Source organism: Vibrio campbellii CAIM 519 = NBRC 15631 = ATCC 25920, from assembly GCF_002163755.1.
Lineage (GTDB): Bacteria > Pseudomonadota > Gammaproteobacteria > Enterobacterales > Vibrionaceae > Vibrio > Vibrio campbellii.
The window spans coordinates 840,121-854,953 of sequence record NZ_CP015864.1 but is presented as its reverse complement, the minus strand read 5'-3'; the positions used below and the strand labels follow the sequence as shown (position 1 = coordinate 854,953).

13 protein-coding genes are annotated in these 14,833 nt (G+C 45.4%); 4 read left to right on the top strand and 9 right to left on the bottom strand.

Features of this window, described 5'->3' with window-relative positions; genetic code table 11:
- Positions 1-10: 10 nt before the first annotated feature.
- Entirely contained in the window at positions 11-1,549 is a 1,539-nt protein-coding gene (locus A8140_RS19760; RefSeq protein ID WP_005532310.1) for a putative bifunctional diguanylate cyclase/phosphodiesterase, read from the bottom strand.
- Between the two features lie 365 nt (positions 1,550-1,914).
- Between A8140_RS19760 and A8140_RS19755 the strand changes: the two genes are divergently transcribed.
- Entirely contained in the window at positions 1,915-3,108 is a 1,194-nt protein-coding gene (locus tag A8140_RS19755; protein WP_005532309.1) for an acetate/propionate family kinase, read from the top strand.
- A 163-nt stretch (positions 3,109-3,271) separates the two neighbouring features.
- Here the strand turns inward: A8140_RS19755 and A8140_RS19750 are convergent, their stop codons facing one another.
- The 4 genes from A8140_RS19750 to A8140_RS19735 are packed head-to-tail and all read right to left on the bottom strand — an operon-like array spanning position 3,272 to position 7,852.
- A complete protein-coding gene (locus A8140_RS19750) occupies positions 3,272-5,428 on the bottom strand; it encodes a c-type cytochrome (RefSeq protein ID WP_005532308.1) in 2,157 nt (718 codons plus the stop codon).
- Complete coding sequence (locus tag A8140_RS19745) at positions 5,425-6,036, bottom strand: cbb3-type cytochrome c oxidase subunit II (RefSeq protein WP_005532307.1); 612 nt, start codon at positions 6,034-6,036, stop codon at positions 5,425-5,427. Before A8140_RS19745 ends, A8140_RS19750 begins: the two co-directional genes overlap by 4 nt.
- A 1-nt stretch (position 6,037) precedes the next feature.
- Positions 6,038-7,447, bottom strand: coding sequence for a cytochrome-c oxidase, cbb3-type subunit I (gene ccoN, locus A8140_RS19740; RefSeq protein WP_005532306.1), 1,410 nt, complete (start codon positions 7,445-7,447; stop codon positions 6,038-6,040).
- A 15-nt stretch (positions 7,448-7,462) separates the two neighbouring features.
- Positions 7,463-7,852 (bottom strand): c-type cytochrome, encoded by a 390-nt coding sequence (locus tag A8140_RS19735; protein WP_005532304.1) that lies wholly within the window; start codon positions 7,850-7,852, stop codon positions 7,463-7,465.
- A gap of 1,178 nt (positions 7,853-9,030) precedes the next feature.
- On the opposite strand from A8140_RS19735, the gene A8140_RS19725 reads away from it, so the two are divergent.
- Both A8140_RS19725 and A8140_RS19720 read left to right on the top strand, forming a co-directional pair.
- Entirely contained in the window at positions 9,031-9,909 is an 879-nt protein-coding gene (locus A8140_RS19725; RefSeq protein WP_005532303.1) for a DMT family transporter, read from the top strand.
- 351 nt (positions 9,910-10,260) lie between these two features.
- On the top strand, positions 10,261-10,560 hold the full coding sequence (locus A8140_RS19720; RefSeq protein WP_005532302.1) for a hypothetical protein: 300 nt from the start codon (positions 10,261-10,263) through the stop codon (positions 10,558-10,560).
- A gap of 194 nt (positions 10,561-10,754) precedes the next feature.
- Here the strand turns inward: A8140_RS19720 and A8140_RS19715 are convergent, their stop codons facing one another.
- Together A8140_RS19715 and A8140_RS19710 are read right to left on the bottom strand one after the other, a co-directional pair.
- Positions 10,755-11,234, bottom strand: coding sequence for a hypothetical protein (locus A8140_RS19715; RefSeq protein ID WP_005532301.1), 480 nt, complete (start codon positions 11,232-11,234; stop codon positions 10,755-10,757).
- Positions 11,222-12,049 carry a winged helix-turn-helix domain-containing protein gene (locus tag A8140_RS19710; RefSeq protein ID WP_005532300.1) on the bottom strand — a complete coding sequence of 276 codons (828 nt, stop codon included), beginning with the start codon at positions 12,047-12,049 and terminating at the stop codon, positions 11,222-11,224. The genes A8140_RS19715 and A8140_RS19710 overlap by 13 nt, the downstream gene beginning before the upstream one ends.
- A gap of 303 nt (positions 12,050-12,352) precedes the next feature.
- Here A8140_RS19710 and A8140_RS19705 point away from each other — a divergent pair, with 303 nt between their 5' ends.
- Positions 12,353-12,970, top strand: a complete 618-nt coding sequence (locus A8140_RS19705) for a porin family protein (protein ID WP_005532299.1) — start codon at positions 12,353-12,355, stop codon at positions 12,968-12,970.
- Between the two features lie 97 nt (positions 12,971-13,067).
- Here the strand turns inward: A8140_RS19705 and A8140_RS19700 are convergent, their stop codons facing one another.
- Together A8140_RS19700 and A8140_RS19695 are read right to left on the bottom strand one after the other, a co-directional pair.
- Positions 13,068-13,964, bottom strand: a complete 897-nt coding sequence (locus A8140_RS19700) for a hydroxymethylglutaryl-CoA lyase (protein ID WP_005532297.1) — start codon at positions 13,962-13,964, stop codon at positions 13,068-13,070.
- Positions 13,961-14,806: an enoyl-CoA hydratase-related protein gene (locus A8140_RS19695; RefSeq protein WP_005532296.1), complete on the bottom strand. Its 846-nt coding sequence runs from the start codon at positions 14,804-14,806 to the stop codon at positions 13,961-13,963. Before A8140_RS19695 ends, A8140_RS19700 begins: the two co-directional genes overlap by 4 nt.
- Between the last annotated feature and the right edge of the window lie 27 nt (positions 14,807-14,833).

Below are 14,833 nucleotides of genomic sequence, written 5' to 3'. Positions count from 1 at the left end.
CTCGGTTTTTTTATGCGCGTCGAATATGAGTTTGTTCTTCTTCGTGGTTGTTTACCCAGTTAATGACTTCATGCAGCGGCAGTGCAGGGCAAAATAGGTAGCCTTGAATGATGTCACAGCCTCTGCTGCGCAAGAAATGCAATGTATCCAAATCTTGTACACCTTCTGCGACTACCGAATAGCCTAAGCCATGGGCGAGGGCGATGGTGTTCTCGACAATGGAGCGGGTGCTTTCTGTCTTGCTTGCGGTGCTCAGGAAAGAACGGTCGATTTTGATCTGATCGACAGGTAAGTCTCGCAATAGGGAAAGGGAAGAATAGCCAGTCCCAAAATCATCCAAACTAATCTTGATACCCAGCCTCTTAATCTGGTTAATAAGTGGGTTGAGTTCCAAGACACGATCAATCGCCATCGTTTCAGTGATCTCAAGGCCAATTAGGTTTTCAAAGCTAGGGTTGTCGCTCAGCATTTTCTCAAGTCTTGAGAAAAGGAGATTTGAGGAGAGATCTTTGGCTGATAGGTTCACGTGTACAGGCAGCCGGATGCCTTGTTCGATTAAGCTCAGTAAGTCCTTCTCTGCTTGGTCTAGTACCCACATTGTAATGTTATGTACCTGATTACTCCGCTCAGCGATTGGAATAAAGTCGTTAGGAGAGATGTTTTTTCCATTACTATCTTGCCATCGGATCACCGCTTCAAACCCCACAGCAAGGCTGGTATGGGCATCGATCAGAGGTTGGTAATATAGTTGAAACTCTTCTTTCTCTAGGGCGCATTGAATTCGAGAGGAAATTTCAAGTTGATATTTGGCTCCGACGTTCATGTCTTCGTTATAAAACGCCATCAACTGTCCATTACGCTTTGCATGGTACATGGCGATGTCTGCGCACTTGATAAGAAGATCGTTTGACTCCGCATCGAAAGGAAAGGTGCTCAAACCAAAAACCACGCGAGAAGAGACCTGAAATTCACCGAGATTGAAGCGTTGGGACATCGCACTATCTAGCCGCTCAACTAAGTTTGAACCTGCACCATACTCAGCACACGATGTGAGAATAACGAATTCGTCGCCACCGACTCTGAAAATCTTGTCGTCTCCGCTCAACTCAGTTTGTAATCTTTGACCGATTTGGATGAGTAGCTGGTCTCCACTGAAATGCCCCATAGCATCGTTAATCTGTTTAAAGTGGACTACATCAAAAAGTATGACAGAGAAGGGGGCGCTTTCTTGGATTCGGTTGTCGATTTGTTCAAAGCAAAACTTTCGGTTGGGTAGGCCAGTAAGAGCGTCATGAACAGCGTTGTGTTTTTCTCGCTCCGCGACTGCATGTAGCTCGTGTATCGAATCATTACTCCATTTGATAACGAGCACGACGAAGATGCTGCCACCTAGCAGCAGTAGAGCAAGCCCCGTTTCTAACAAGGTAGCAACAGGCTTGTTGATGATCTCGTGAAGAAAAGCAGCATAGGCAAATATGAACCCAGTAATAAAAACCAACAGTACAATCCATCCCGGAACGTCGGTTTTCAAGCAAATATTTTTTGTCATCTGCCATCCCCAGCAGAGCAAAAGTAGACCTATGATAACTAGTATAAAGGCAAATGTGGGCACGCTATTATTCCGTATTATTAATATGTTTGTAACTTCTGAATCCCGTTTAAACAACTTAGCTCATACTTTTGGTTTTGTACAAAAATGAGTATTCATACATTTGTTGTAACAAAAGATATTTTTTAGCCTTCAAATAAAATCTAAACTTGTCATAGATCAACAAAAAATGTCCAACTAAATAACTAGCACTAAAAGATAGTTGAAAGATTAAAAAATTATTGAATAATAGAAGGCACAAACAAGAAGTACGCAGCGCGGAAGCGCAATTACAAAACCTCTGCTCCATAACAGGAAACTATTTCATGTCTAATTCGTTTGTACTGGTGATCAACTCAGGTAGCTCATCACTAAAATTTGCAGTAATCGACTCTCAATCAGGCGATGCTGTGCTAAGTGGTCTGGGCGAATGCTTTGGTCTATCAGACGCTCGTATGAGCTGGAAATTTAACGGTGAGAAAAAGGAAATCACAATCGAGGGCGATGATAGCCATCACAAGATCGCTATTGGCAAGCTGGTTGGTTTAACCGAAGAGTTAGGTCTAGCTCAAGACATCGTTGCTGTAGGTCACCGTATCGTTCACGGTGGTGAGAAATTCACTCAAACTGTGCGTATCACTGAAGAAGTTACTGCGGAAATCGAAAAACTTGCGGATCTTGCTCCACTACATAACCCTGCAGGTGCTATCGGTATTCGTGCTGCTGTTGAAGCGTTTCCAAGCCTTCCTCAGTTTGCTGTGTTTGATACTGCGTTCCACCAAACAATGCCTCAACGCGCATTCACAGGTGCAATCGCGAAAGAACTTTACACAGATTTCGGCATCCGTCGTTACGGTTTCCACGGCACTAGCCACTACTTTGTAAGCCGTGAAGCTGCGAAGATGATTAACAAGCCGGTTGAAGAATCGAGCTTCATCTCTGTTCACTTAGGTAACGGTGCTTCTGTTTGTGCAATCAACAATGGCGAATCTGTCGATACATCTATGGGTTTCACGCCACTGTCTGGTCTAATGATGGGCACACGTTGTGGTGACCTAGACCCAGGCATCATTGAGTACCTCCTAAAGAAAGGTTGGTCTCAAGATCAAGTGTTCAACTCATTGAATAAAGCTTCTGGCTTCTTAGGTGTGTCTGGCCTAACAAGCGATGCACGCGGTATTTTGGAAGCGATGGAAGAGGGCCACGAAGGCGCTGCTCTGGCATTCCAAGTGTTTACATACCGTGTGTCTAAATACATTGCGTCTTACCTTGCTGCTCTTGATTCATTCGACGGCATCATCTTCACAGGCGGTATCGGTGAAAACTCTATGCCAATTCGTCGCGAAATCCTAGGCAACCTAAAGCTGCTTGGTTTCGTTGAAGATGTGAAAGGCAACGAAGATGCACGATTTGGTAATTCAGGTGTTGTTGCTACATCTGAGTTACTTGGTGCGAAAGCGCTAGTTATTCCTACCAATGAAGAGTGGGTTATCGCTCAACAGTCGGTGGAACTGCTGTAAAACGGCAGAAATTTTGGGAACTAAGTCAAAGCCCTTTCCGGTTGGAAAGGGCTTTTTTTGTGGACAAAATTCAGCAATAGTTTGTTCAAACAACAATAGTTCGTATAAACAACAATTCGCCTCATCAACGATTTTCTTCGGCAACAACTCACCTCAACAGTAACTAGCGGATGTTGATGTTGTTATCGCGTCTATCGTACATATCAGGCGTTGTATGCAGCCCTCCTGCGTATCCAGCGGCTTCTAGCGTCTCACGTACTTCCTGTACGTCAGCGGCAGTAACTGCTTCTTGTTGGTCTCCGAGGTGTTTACGCACAAAGGTAATTAACTCTGCTAAACGCGCGTCGGAGAGGATGTCCTCAAAGCTCGCCATCGGCATGAAATTACGCTCTGGATCAATGTAGGTAGGTTGCAAGCCTCGCACAGTTACCGCAATGGTGTTGAATGGGTCGCTGTGCATGATGATGCCGTTATTTAGCAATGTTGGCGCTATTGGGTCTCGCCCTTTACCATCGTTGCCGTGACAAGCGCCACAAGTCTGTTTGTAGACGGTGTAGATTGGTTCTTGATAGGCGTCGTCATCGAACCCTTTAGGCTCTAGTGGTACAGCGTCGGCGGCAATAAAGTTGTTCACATCGCCACTGAGCAAGTAGTAGGACATGGATTCAATGTCTTCACGCGTCATTAAACTCAAGCTGTTCTTCACGACATCCGCCATCCCGGCAAACGCGGTGCCTTTGTCTGAATGACCAGTGTGTAAGAAGTCGGTCAACGTCTTTTCATCCCAACCACCAACGTACAGCTCCGTAGACGTAATGTCAGGTGCGTTCCAGCCGTCTATCAGGTTACCTTGGAAGATGCGCTCAGGAATCAATGCTTGCGCAATATTACACGGCGTGTGGCACTCTGAGCAGTGTCCTAAGCCTGCAACCCAGTATTTGCCTTTCTGCCACTTCTCTACGTCATCCACCGTACCTTCAAGCTCTGAAGGTAGGCTGTAGTCGATAGGGTCGGTGTCCATAAAGACAATGTTCCAGCCAAGGAGACCAAGACGAATGTTAGATGGGAACATCATATGGTTTTCATCGTTACGACGCGCCACGGCAGGAATAGATTGCATGTACTCCCACAAATCCATCATGTCTTGTTCCGTGAGGTATTGATAAGACGTGTAGGGCATTGCAGGATACAGGTAACCATGTTTGCCTTTCCCCTTTACAAGCGCATCCCGGAAGTCATCATAATCATACTCACCGATACCTGCACTGGCATGGGGCGTGATATTGGTGGAATAAATAGTGCCGAATGGGGTAACGAATGGCAGACCGCCTGCAAAAGGTTCGCCACCTTCAGCACTGTGACAAGCCACACAGTCCCCAGCATGGGCAAGGTACTCACCGCGTTTCAATGACTCAGCATTAAGCGCTGCGAGTTTCCGCTCTTGCTCTTCACCCGCTTTACGGATGTAAGCACCCAGTGCGAGGATTTCGTGCTCAGAAAGTTGGCTTTCAAACGCAGGCATTAAGTTATTCAAACCATAATTAATGGTGTGTTGAATCTCCTCGATGCTCCCGCCATGTAGCCAGACACTGTCTGATAGGTCAGGCACGCCCGTTTGTTGATTTGCTATAGAGCCGTCACCATGACATGACGAGCAATATTCGACGAACAAATTCTTACCTAACTCAACTTTCACTTCTGGTACGTCACTGTGACGTTGGTTAAGGGATGCAAGGTAATAGGCGACCTTATCGACTTCGTCTTTCCTCATGACCTCTACCCAGCCCGGCATGGCGCCGTTACGACCTTTGGCAATAGAATGAATCAGAGCTTCGTCATCGCCGCCATACATCCATTCTTTATCGATCAGGTTAGGGAAGTGCTTTTGGCCCTGAGCATTGTCTCGGTGACAAGCGGCACAATGGGTTTGAAAAAGGATGTGACCAGAACGAACGATATCGCCGTTTTGTGCCAATGCATCGAGCGACATGTCCGTAACTTGGCTAAATTGTTCATCAAGCGTCGTTGACGGTGCGCTGAGTTTATCGTCACTTTGATCGTAATTCGCCAAACCTTTCCATTCGCCCAAGCCCGGATATAAAACTAGGTATCCTGCTGACAACAGAAAGGCGACCGCGTAACTGGCAAACAGTAACTTGGGTGGCGGTGCGTCTTTTTCATCAATGCCATCGAAGGAGGCGATAGTATGGTCTTGGTCTGCTTTATGGTTGCTACGCCAATATTTGACGATGACTGACACCATCAATATGAAGAAGACAATCGTGGCGGCAATTGCCCACCAGTTCCAGAATGTGCTCATTTTGCCACCTCCTGTGCTGTGTCTTGACCAAGGCTTTGAAGATAACGAATCAGAGCTTCCGCTTTGGTTCTACCGCGTATTTGTAATCGCGCGTCTGATATCTCTTGGTCGGTGTAGGGCACGCCTAACGTACGGAGCGTTTCCATCTTGTTACCAATGGCGTTACCAGACAATGTCTGCTCAAACAACCAAGGATAAGCTGGCATGATGGATGTAGGAACGACTTGGCGTGGGTCGATAAGATGTAATACATGCCATTGGTCCGAATACTTGCGTCCAAGATTGGTTAGGTCTGGGCCAGTTCGTTTGGAACCCCATAAATTAGGGAACTCGTAAATATCATCGGACTCTTGGTTCGCGCGTCCGTTACGTTTGATCTCAGGCTCTAGCGGGCGAACCATCTGCGTGTGGCACACATGGCAACCTTCGCTGATGTAGATATCGCGACCAGCAAGCTCCAACGCGGTTAACGGCTTCGCTAAACTGCCTTTGGCAATGTCGTCAGTACGCAGGATGTTAGGCACTACCCACACTACAAGAGAGAAGGAAGCCACAACAGCGGTGGTGATGATCAAGATGATCACTGAATGCGTAAAGTCTTTGCTCATCTTATGCCTCCTTCGCGACTAGTACAGACGGAGAGCGTACGGTCTTGTACAAGTTGAATGCCATCAGGAACAAGCCGAGTACAAAGAGTGCACCACCAAAGAAGCGCAAGAACAACCATGGTGCTTTAAAGTTCATGGCTTCGATAAAGCTGTAAACCAGTTCACCATTCTCATTCTGAGTGAGCCACATGTAGCCTTCACCAATACCGGCCACCCAAAGTGCGATGGCATAAATGGCAACACCAGCATGGGCAAGCCAGAAGTGCCATTTGATCAGTCGCTTCGACCACAGCTCCGTTTTGTTCCACAGACGTGGGATGAAGTAGTAGAACACCGCAATGCCAGACATGCCTACCCAGCCTAATGCGCCAGAGTGAACGTGACCTATCACCCATTCGGTGTTGTGCGCTAACATATTGAACCAGCGAATGGCAAGCAGAGGCCCTTCGAAAGTGGCTAAGCAGTAGTAAAGGATTGCTGAGAAGAAGAACAAGCAAATATAGTCAGATTTGAGTTTCTCTTTGTTTTGCAGCAGCGTCATCGCGCTGTTGAAAGCGCCAGCCCAAGATGGCAGCCAAAGGATGAGTGACATAATGATGCCGATGTTTTGCACCCAAACCGGTACCGACGAGTAAATCAAGTGGTGCGTACCCGCCCAAGTGTAAAAGCCAACTAAGCCCCAAAAATGAATTACAGACAAACGATAGGAGTAGATAGGGCGATCAGCGGCTTTAGGAATGAAATAATAGTTCATCCCAATCACACCCGCAGTCAGCAAAAATCCTACCGCGTTATGACCCCACCACCATTGAACAATTGCGTCTTGTGCACCAGCAAAGACGGAATAGGATTTCATCAGTGAGACGGGCATTGCGAGATTGTTCACGACGAAGATCATCGCAATCACAATAATGAAGGCGGCAAAGAACCAGTTTGCTACAAAGATATGGTCTACTTTGCGCTTGGCAATCGTGCCAAAGAACAGCACGGCATAAAGCACCCATACCAAGACGATTAAGACGTCAATTGGCCACTCCAACTCCGCGTACTCTTTTGATGTCGTGTAGCCTGCGGGTAAGGTAACAAGCGCCAAGAGCAAAACGAGTTGCCACCCCCAGAACACCATCCACGACAAGCTCTGGTTAAACAGATTACAACGGCCAGTACGCTGGGCAATGTAGAGCGAAGTACCCATTAAAATGTTTACGACAAAGCCGTATATCACTCCAGATGTGTGTAGAGGTCTCAGACGACCGAATTGGAAATATTGCGAATCAAAGTTCAGAATGGGCCAGTACAACTGCGCTGCTAGGATGACACCGATGATCATCCCAGCAATCGCCCAAACCAACGATGCCAACACAAAATACTTCACAATTTGAGTGTTGTATTGAGTAGTTGTTTGTTCCATAAGAACGCTCCTCGTTTAAGGCTGGGGCTCGTTATCTGACGGTGAATGCTCGTTCCCTAACTGCGAGTAGTAGTGTGCGATGTCTTCAATATCTTGGTCAGACAGGGCGTCGGCTTGCTGCTGCATGAGTACCGCCAACCCACTAGTCCGCTCCCGCGCTTTGTAATCTTTCAAAGAAGAGATCAGGTAACTTTTCTTCTGACCGCGTAGGTTTGGATAGGCGTCGATCGTAGAGATGCCGTCAGCACCGTGACATGTCATGCATACTTTCGACTTCTCTCTACCAACCTCAAATTGCTTGTCGGCTTTAGCGTCAGTTGCGAAAGTGGAAGGAGAGAAGCACATCGTGGCGAGGAGAGCCGCCTTTATACCTGTTCCCATGAAATGCGTGTTCTTTAATCTCATCACTGTTTCCCTAGTAAATTGAATGCGTTTTTCACTAACTTAGGCTATTAAAGCCAGTACTTCTCTCTTATTTGTGAGGTGAATGAACCAGCGTATTTTTTATGTTTATAAGTTAAAGAATAAGCAGGTACTGGCAATATCGCTATATACAAGCCGATTTAGTTATGAATTTTATTAGTAATACGTGCCGGCCAAGCGGATTGGACAAAATCAGCGCCAATAAAACTAAAGTGAAAATAGGTGCTTAGCTTTTGGCGTTTGAAAAATGGTGGGTTTTGTATGATTTTTTCGTCTTTGAGGTGTTTTAAAAAGAACAGTAGAAATTGAAAACCGCTCATGGTTTAAGCAAGAGCGGTTGGAGAATAAGAGAGCTTGGAAAACAAACTATCGACCACGATAGATCATCATGTCATATACCCAAGTAACCTCGAGATGCTTGGTTCAGCGAGAATGACTTGGTCTGTAGACGCGGCGGCGATTTAAAGGTCTAGTACGTCTAAATCAAGAATCGACAACAAAGTATACAGGCCAAGACCCTTACTATTTATGAAGAGGACCCTTCGGGAGCGTGTTATTGACTCGATCTCTGCTTCAAACAACGTGGAAAGAGCTCGCTATTCCACTGCGTTGTTCTCCTTGACCTCGAATCAATGACAACGCTCTGAATCTAGCATTTTGAAGTCACTTGGGTATAGATGTGCGTGACAGAACTTGGGGCGGCCTCGAGGTAACTTAAGCGTAGGGTAGTAACAAGATTAAAGAGTGAGTCCAGTGCGATTGGCGCGATGATGAGTAGGGCTATCAGAATGAAAAAGAGTACGGTTGAATGCCTCATAAAGCACCTCCTGACGTCTGTTTCACTTCGTTGCTATTGTAGCATTTTGCTCTCAATTTAGACTGAGGTTATTCCTTACTTTGCTTGAGTTTTTGCCTGAGAGTTCGGCGGGTGTTTTGATGGCATCACGTCATGAAATAATGACAGAGTTTCACAGTAATTTCCTCGATGAGAGCTGAGTCACAATGTATACTGTGAGCGTTTCGCAAACGTTAGTAATCCCCAGTTTTAGCACACATTCAGTTCAGCATTTGCGATAAAAATACAACCATCGACCACGCATTAAAATCAATGATATATAAATCCTGAAGATTCCGTCGTCGGGTATTTTTTGTGAGTAATTATGCTTAACTCAGAACGCAAAGCTGCATTCGTGCTCGTCGCAACTATGATGATCGCGGCTCTAGGGTGGATTTTCTCTAAAGAAACCATTCAAGGTCTACCACCATTCGGATTCATCGGTCTGCGATTTACCATCGCTTCTCTATGCTTACTGCCTTTATGTATTAAGCCGCTTCGTGCCGCTAATAAGAAAGATATCTTTGCGGCTGCGGGGGTTGGCGTGCTTTTAGGTGGCGCATTAATGTGCTGGATCTATGCGATTTCTATCAGTGATACGCTGGGCGAGGGCGCATTCATCATGAGTCTTTCGATGCTGTTTGTGCCAATCGTTGCTTGGGTCATGTTCCGTCAAAGACCGCAACGAATTTTCTGGATCTCTCTGCCTATCGCAATTCTTGGCTTAGGGTGTTTGTCTTTGGCTGGTGGCTGGCAACAATCTACTAGCCAACTTTGGTTTTTGGGTGCAGCTTTGATGCTCGCTTTGCACTTCAACGTCAACAGTAAGTACTCGCAGAAATTGCCGGTATTGTTGCTGACGTGTATCCAGCTGTTTATCACGGGTTTGATAGGTTTACTAATTTCATCTTTAGTGGAAACGGTACCTGAAGAAGTGTCGACTTCTATCTGGATTTGGTTTGCTCTTAGTACGCTTTTGGCAACGAGCTTACGCTATGTGATGCAAACCATGGGACAGAAGTTTGTTCAAGCGGGCAACGCAGCGCTGATTATGATTCTCGAACCCGTGTGGACTGTGATACTTAGTGTGCTTTGGTACGGTGAGCTTTTGACTGCAAATAAGTTGGTTGGTTGTGCACTTATCTTGTTTTCATTGTTGTTCTACCGAACTGGCGGCAAACTCCGTTTTCCAAAACGTGCTTAGTTCAATTCACTTTATAGAGCCAACTAAATAACTATCGTTGGCTCTACCTTTCTAGTCTCTCTTGGTTAATTTATAGGTATGAATGCGAAGTTGTTCACAGAAGTAGAACGTGAATTCCGTGCTCAAACTTGCAACTTATCTATTTTGACATTCACATTGCTTAAAAAATATTCTCTTTTGCAATAGGTATCGTGTATCCGTCATTTCGACTCGTCAGATTCACCTTATATTTCGCCATTATGCATCAAGGTACGATTGCGTTAAGGTCGATTTGCCAAAAATGGCAGGTTGCACTTGGTGCGATTGCTAAATCTATGATGATTAAAAACGAATATTTAGGGAGTTCATGCGATGAGTTATGAATTTGACGACAGTGATCAAAGAACACGTTTCGACAAAAGTAAGCACGTTTCTGTGAGTCCGAGTAGCATGCGGAAATATCATGATTGGCGCAGATTGATCGTTGATCAAAACTACTCGCCGAAAGACGCGGCATCTGCTGTGGGGGATTCCCACTATGAGCAGTTGAAAGGGAAGAAGTTTGAAACTTATCCAATTTATTCGATACGCTTGAATCAAACGGATCGAGTAACCTTTATCTACCCGTCATCAAACAGCATTAAGATCATCAATATTGGTGGCCATTATTGATGCATCTCGCTTGGGCAGAAGTCTGCCTTTCGGGCTTGAATAAGAGTCCAATTAGAACTTCTGCCTGCGCTTGGATTAAGTCGGCATTATCGCCATAGAGAAGCGTACCTTCCGTGGTTGGCTAGCTGACTTAACTCTTACTGTACATCCGTCCGGTTTGCCGAGTTCCTCACAATGCAAACTTGCATCGATTCCTAAACCTTGTGGCAGGCAATGTTCACATCTTCGCTTTCGTTTGTGTTAAAAAAGTAGAGATGCTCATCTTGGACAAAGTAATTTAAATCAGACTCAAAACCGACCAAACTGGCCTTATCCCTGGTAAATAAGGGAGACTCGGGTGGTGTCAGGTTCCAATCGACACTGTCAAATTTTTGCTGGATTCGCTGTCCATTGACTTCATTTTTCGCTGTGAGCACAAGTTCGAAAGGTTCTTTCAATCCCGACTTATGATTGAGCATGCCTGACTGGTAGTAAATCACACTGGTATTGGAAGGAAAGTAGATGGTCGTATATTCTTCGATGCTTAGATATTGACGATACGCTGCTGAAGTAAATCCCGCTTTTGTTTCCGAACAACGCCATCGGGTGCCGCTAAAATCGTAACTTTCAAATTGCCAGCAATAAATGGCAAATGCAGTTGTAATCGCTGCAAACACCACCGCTAAAATGCGCATATCGCCTCCTTGCTAGAGTATGAGTCGGCAATATATTCGCCCAATTGTTCTCTCTGAACATTAAAGTGGCGATACATATGGTTTTTATTCCCATCCGTTTTTTGCAACCAAATAGTCAAAGCGACCATATTTGCCTCATAGATCGAAGGGAAAAGGCGTATGTACACGTCTGCATTACATTGCGCTTGGGGTAATTTATTCAGTAGCAGTTTTAAATTGTCGGCCGAAATAAACCCTGGAGTGGCGTCATGTAAATAGATGTTGGTTTGTCCGACGACAAGGTGTTTATAGTTGTCTTTTTTTATATAGCTTGGCTTCTCGAAAAGTGGTTTTAAGTTTAGAAGGGTGAGCAAAGCTACAACGGTGCCAACAACATAAACCGCAGCTAGAAGGATAGTACTGGTTTTCTGTCGCATTGGATGGGTGAGGCTTACTTCATCGCTCTGATTATCGCAGACAGTTTCTGAGCCCGTTTCTTCAATTTGAGGTACTGGTTGCGTGATGGCCTTAATGGATCCGGCCTGAATAAAATAACCGACTTTACTGATGGTTTTGATTTCAGCGTTTTGGGCTTTTAAAGAAAGCAGGTTACGACGTAGGCCAGAAACCACGTTGGTTAATGCTTGATCGGTCACGACCAACCCTTCCCAGCAGGTCTTGAAAAGTTCCTCTCGGGATACAGGTTCATTTTTTTGCAGGAGCAGTAAAAGAACCTCATAAGGAAGAGGCCTGAGAACGACTTTATTTCCGTTTTGATTACGTAACGTCCTTGTTGCACATTCTAAAGTTAAGTTCGAAAACTGGATCGATTTCATTGCTAAATTGGCTTTTTAGAAGGCAACTTCTATCTCGTTAGGTGAGATTAAAAAGTTATGGGAACCTAAATTTATTTTGAAAGCGGCACAGTCTACCGAGATTAATTTATAAATCAAGTTGGCAGTTTAAATGAAAATAAATCATTAAAAATCAGTGCATTGATATTTTTTATGGCCTTTTAAGCCTTTCTTTAAGTAAGGGTATAAATGTAAATGTGAAAACAATTTGATTTCTGTTTAGTTATTTGAGGGGTGAGATTTTAGAGTGTGTCGACTCAAACAACACGGCAAAGACAATTCAAAATGAAAAAGGTTTTTCTTCTTACTGCACTGGTTTCTAGTTTTGCATCTGCTAACGATATGAGTGGCTTTTATCTTGGTGCGGGCATCGGTCATACCGATTTTGATGACGCAGGCTACATGAATGATGTAAGTCACGCAATCGCTCGACACTCAGGGGCAAGCGTTCCTCTAACTTCAGATTCGGATGGCTCTGCATACAAGTTGATTGCTGGTTATCAAATCAACCGCATTGTTGCTATTGAAGCACAATACACTAAGTATGCGGATACTGATGTTAAGGTGCAAAATGTTTCGGCTTTAAAGCTAAGCCACGATACGTTTACCGTAGCCGCAAATGTAGGTTACACGTTCGACAATGGCTTACGCCCATTTGCAACGCTTGGTTTAGGTTCCATCAGCTACGAAGTAAAAGAAAACGTCACAGGCAACAACTTTAAGGACAGCGAGAGTGGCGGTACGGTTCGTTTAGGTGTTGGCTTGGAGTATGCGCCGGTAATGCTAGGTGGTCTTGCATTCCGTGCAGGTTATGAAGTTGACCATTACACGCTAGAAACTGCATTTAAAGATTACGACCAGTCGGTTGGTTCTTGGTACGTTGGTTCTACTTACAAGTTTTAACGCCTTTTTGTCTAAAACTCATCGTACTTGAAAATGACAAAGCTGCCTTGTTAAGCAAGGCAGCCTTTTGTTTTACAAAGAACTTTTTGTTTTATGATTAACGTTGCTTTAATGCCATCGATACCTTCGAGGTCGGCTGACGGTTTAGCTCTTCACTGATCATCCATCCGGCTTTGGCGAGCAACTCCAAATCTACTCCTGTCTCGATTCCTAAACCTTGGCAAAGGTAGAGCACATCTTCGGTAGCAACATTACCCGATGCGCCATGAGCGTAAGGGCAGCCGCCAAGTCCAGCCACACTACTATCGACGGTATGGACACCCATTGTTAAGGCTTGGTAGATATTTGCTAACGCTTGTCCCCACGTATCGTGAAAATGCACAGCGAGCTTATGGGTTGGGACTTTCACTAGTACGGCTTCTAACATTTTAGCGATGCGCATAGGCGTGCCTGTACCTATGGTGTCTCCAAGTGAAACCTCATAGCAGCCTAATTCCATCAGCAGGTTAGCGACTCTTGCCACTTGTTCTGGTTTGGTTGATCCATCGTAAGGGCAGTCTGCCACGCAAGATAAGTAGCCCCGAACGGGAATGTTATGGGTTACTGCCAATTCCATTACTGGCTCAAAGCGGGTGAGGCTTTCCGCAATCGAGCAATTGATGTTGTGTCGGCAAAAGCCCTCCGATGAGGAGGTGAAGATAGCAACGTGGGTAGCTCCAGCTTCTAGCGCTTTCTCAAAGCCTTGCACATTAGGCGTTAACGCTGAGTAGATGACGTTGTGGCGGCGGGTGATTCTCTTCATCACATCGAGTGAATCGGCCATTTGAGGTACCCATTTAGGCGACACAAAAGAGCCTGCCTCAATATGGGTGAGCCCTGTATCCGAGAGCAGGTCGATTAAGCGGATCTTGGCTTGCGTGGACACTGGCGATTCGTTTTGTAATCCGTCTCTCGCACCCACTTCGACAATATTTACCTTGTTTGGCAAATTCATTTCTTGCCCTTAGCTGGCTTGTTTATCCAACCCGGTTCTCGTTTCTCCAGAAAGGCTTGTAAGCCGTCTTGTCCTTGCGGTGATACGCGAATATCGGCGATCAGTTGGCTCGTGTATTGGATAAGCTGACCATCAATCGGATTTTGGTGGCATTGATGGCATAACGCTTTGGCTTTTCGCATTGCATCTGGGCTATTGAGCAGCAAAGAATCAATCAAACTTTCTACCACGGCTTCGATTTTATCCAGCTTATGAACCTCATGCACAAGGCCAAACTTTTCTGCTTTGGCGGCGTTAATCACTTCGGCACTTAGTATGTAACGACGAGCTTGACGGTTTCCCATAGCACGCATGACATAAGGAGAGATAGTTGCCGGAACCAGCCCTAGCTTGACTTCACTCAAGCAGAACTTCGCATTCTCCGCCGCGACGGCAATATCACAACAACAGATTAAGCCCAATGCGCCACCAAATGCGGAACCCTGCACAACCGCAATGGTAGGCTGAGGGAAAGCGTCCAGTGTATGCACCAGACGAGCGAGGTTCTGTGCGTCTTCAAGGTTTTGCTTTCTGGTGCTGTTTGCCATGGATTTCATCCAATTTAAATCCGCGCCAGAGGAGAAGTGCTTGCCGTTTCCTCGAAGCACTAAGCATCGAACATCGGTGCGTAAAGCGAGGTAATCCAGCCTATGGATCAGCAAGTCAATCATACAGGCATCAAACGCATTGTGCTTCTCTGTACGATTGAGCGTTAGCGTTGCGACGCCGAATTCATCGACGTTCCAAAGTACTTCATCTTGTCGCTTTGTATTGGGGATGATACTCGGTTGATGATCCTGCATGTGACGTCCTTTCTTCTCTAGAATTCT

Bases quoted from the DNA above. Each gene is read 5' to 3' on its own strand.
- A8140_RS19760 (WP_005532310.1), bottom strand. From the start codon at position 1,549: ATGACAAAAAATATTTGCTTGAAAACCGACGTTCCGGGATGGATTGTA.
- A8140_RS19755 (WP_005532309.1), top strand. From the start codon at position 1,915: ATGTCTAATTCGTTTGTACTGGTGATCAACTCAGGTAGCTCATCACTA.
- A8140_RS19750 (WP_005532308.1), bottom strand. From the start codon at position 5,428: ATGAGCACATTCTGGAACTGGTGGGCAATTGCCGCCACGATTGTCTTC.
- A8140_RS19745 (WP_005532307.1), bottom strand. From the start codon at position 6,036: ATGAGCAAAGACTTTACGCATTCAGTGATCATCTTGATCATCACCACC.
- ccoN (WP_005532306.1), bottom strand. From the start codon at position 7,447: ATGGAACAAACAACTACTCAATACAACACTCAAATTGTGAAGTATTTT.
- A8140_RS19735 (WP_005532304.1), bottom strand. From the start codon at position 7,852: ATGAGATTAAAGAACACGCATTTCATGGGAACAGGTATAAAGGCGGCT.
- A8140_RS19725 (WP_005532303.1), top strand. From the start codon at position 9,031: ATGCTTAACTCAGAACGCAAAGCTGCATTCGTGCTCGTCGCAACTATG.
- A8140_RS19720 (WP_005532302.1), top strand. From the start codon at position 10,261: ATGAGTTATGAATTTGACGACAGTGATCAAAGAACACGTTTCGACAAA.
- A8140_RS19715 (WP_005532301.1), bottom strand. From the start codon at position 11,234: ATGCGCATTTTAGCGGTGGTGTTTGCAGCGATTACAACTGCATTTGCC.
- A8140_RS19710 (WP_005532300.1), bottom strand. From the start codon at position 12,049: ATGAAATCGATCCAGTTTTCGAACTTAACTTTAGAATGTGCAACAAGG.
- A8140_RS19705 (WP_005532299.1), top strand. From the start codon at position 12,353: ATGAAAAAGGTTTTTCTTCTTACTGCACTGGTTTCTAGTTTTGCATCT.
- A8140_RS19700 (WP_005532297.1), bottom strand. From the start codon at position 13,964: ATGAATTTGCCAAACAAGGTAAATATTGTCGAAGTGGGTGCGAGAGAC.
- A8140_RS19695 (WP_005532296.1), bottom strand. From the start codon at position 14,806: ATGCAGGATCATCAACCGAGTATCATCCCCAATACAAAGCGACAAGAT.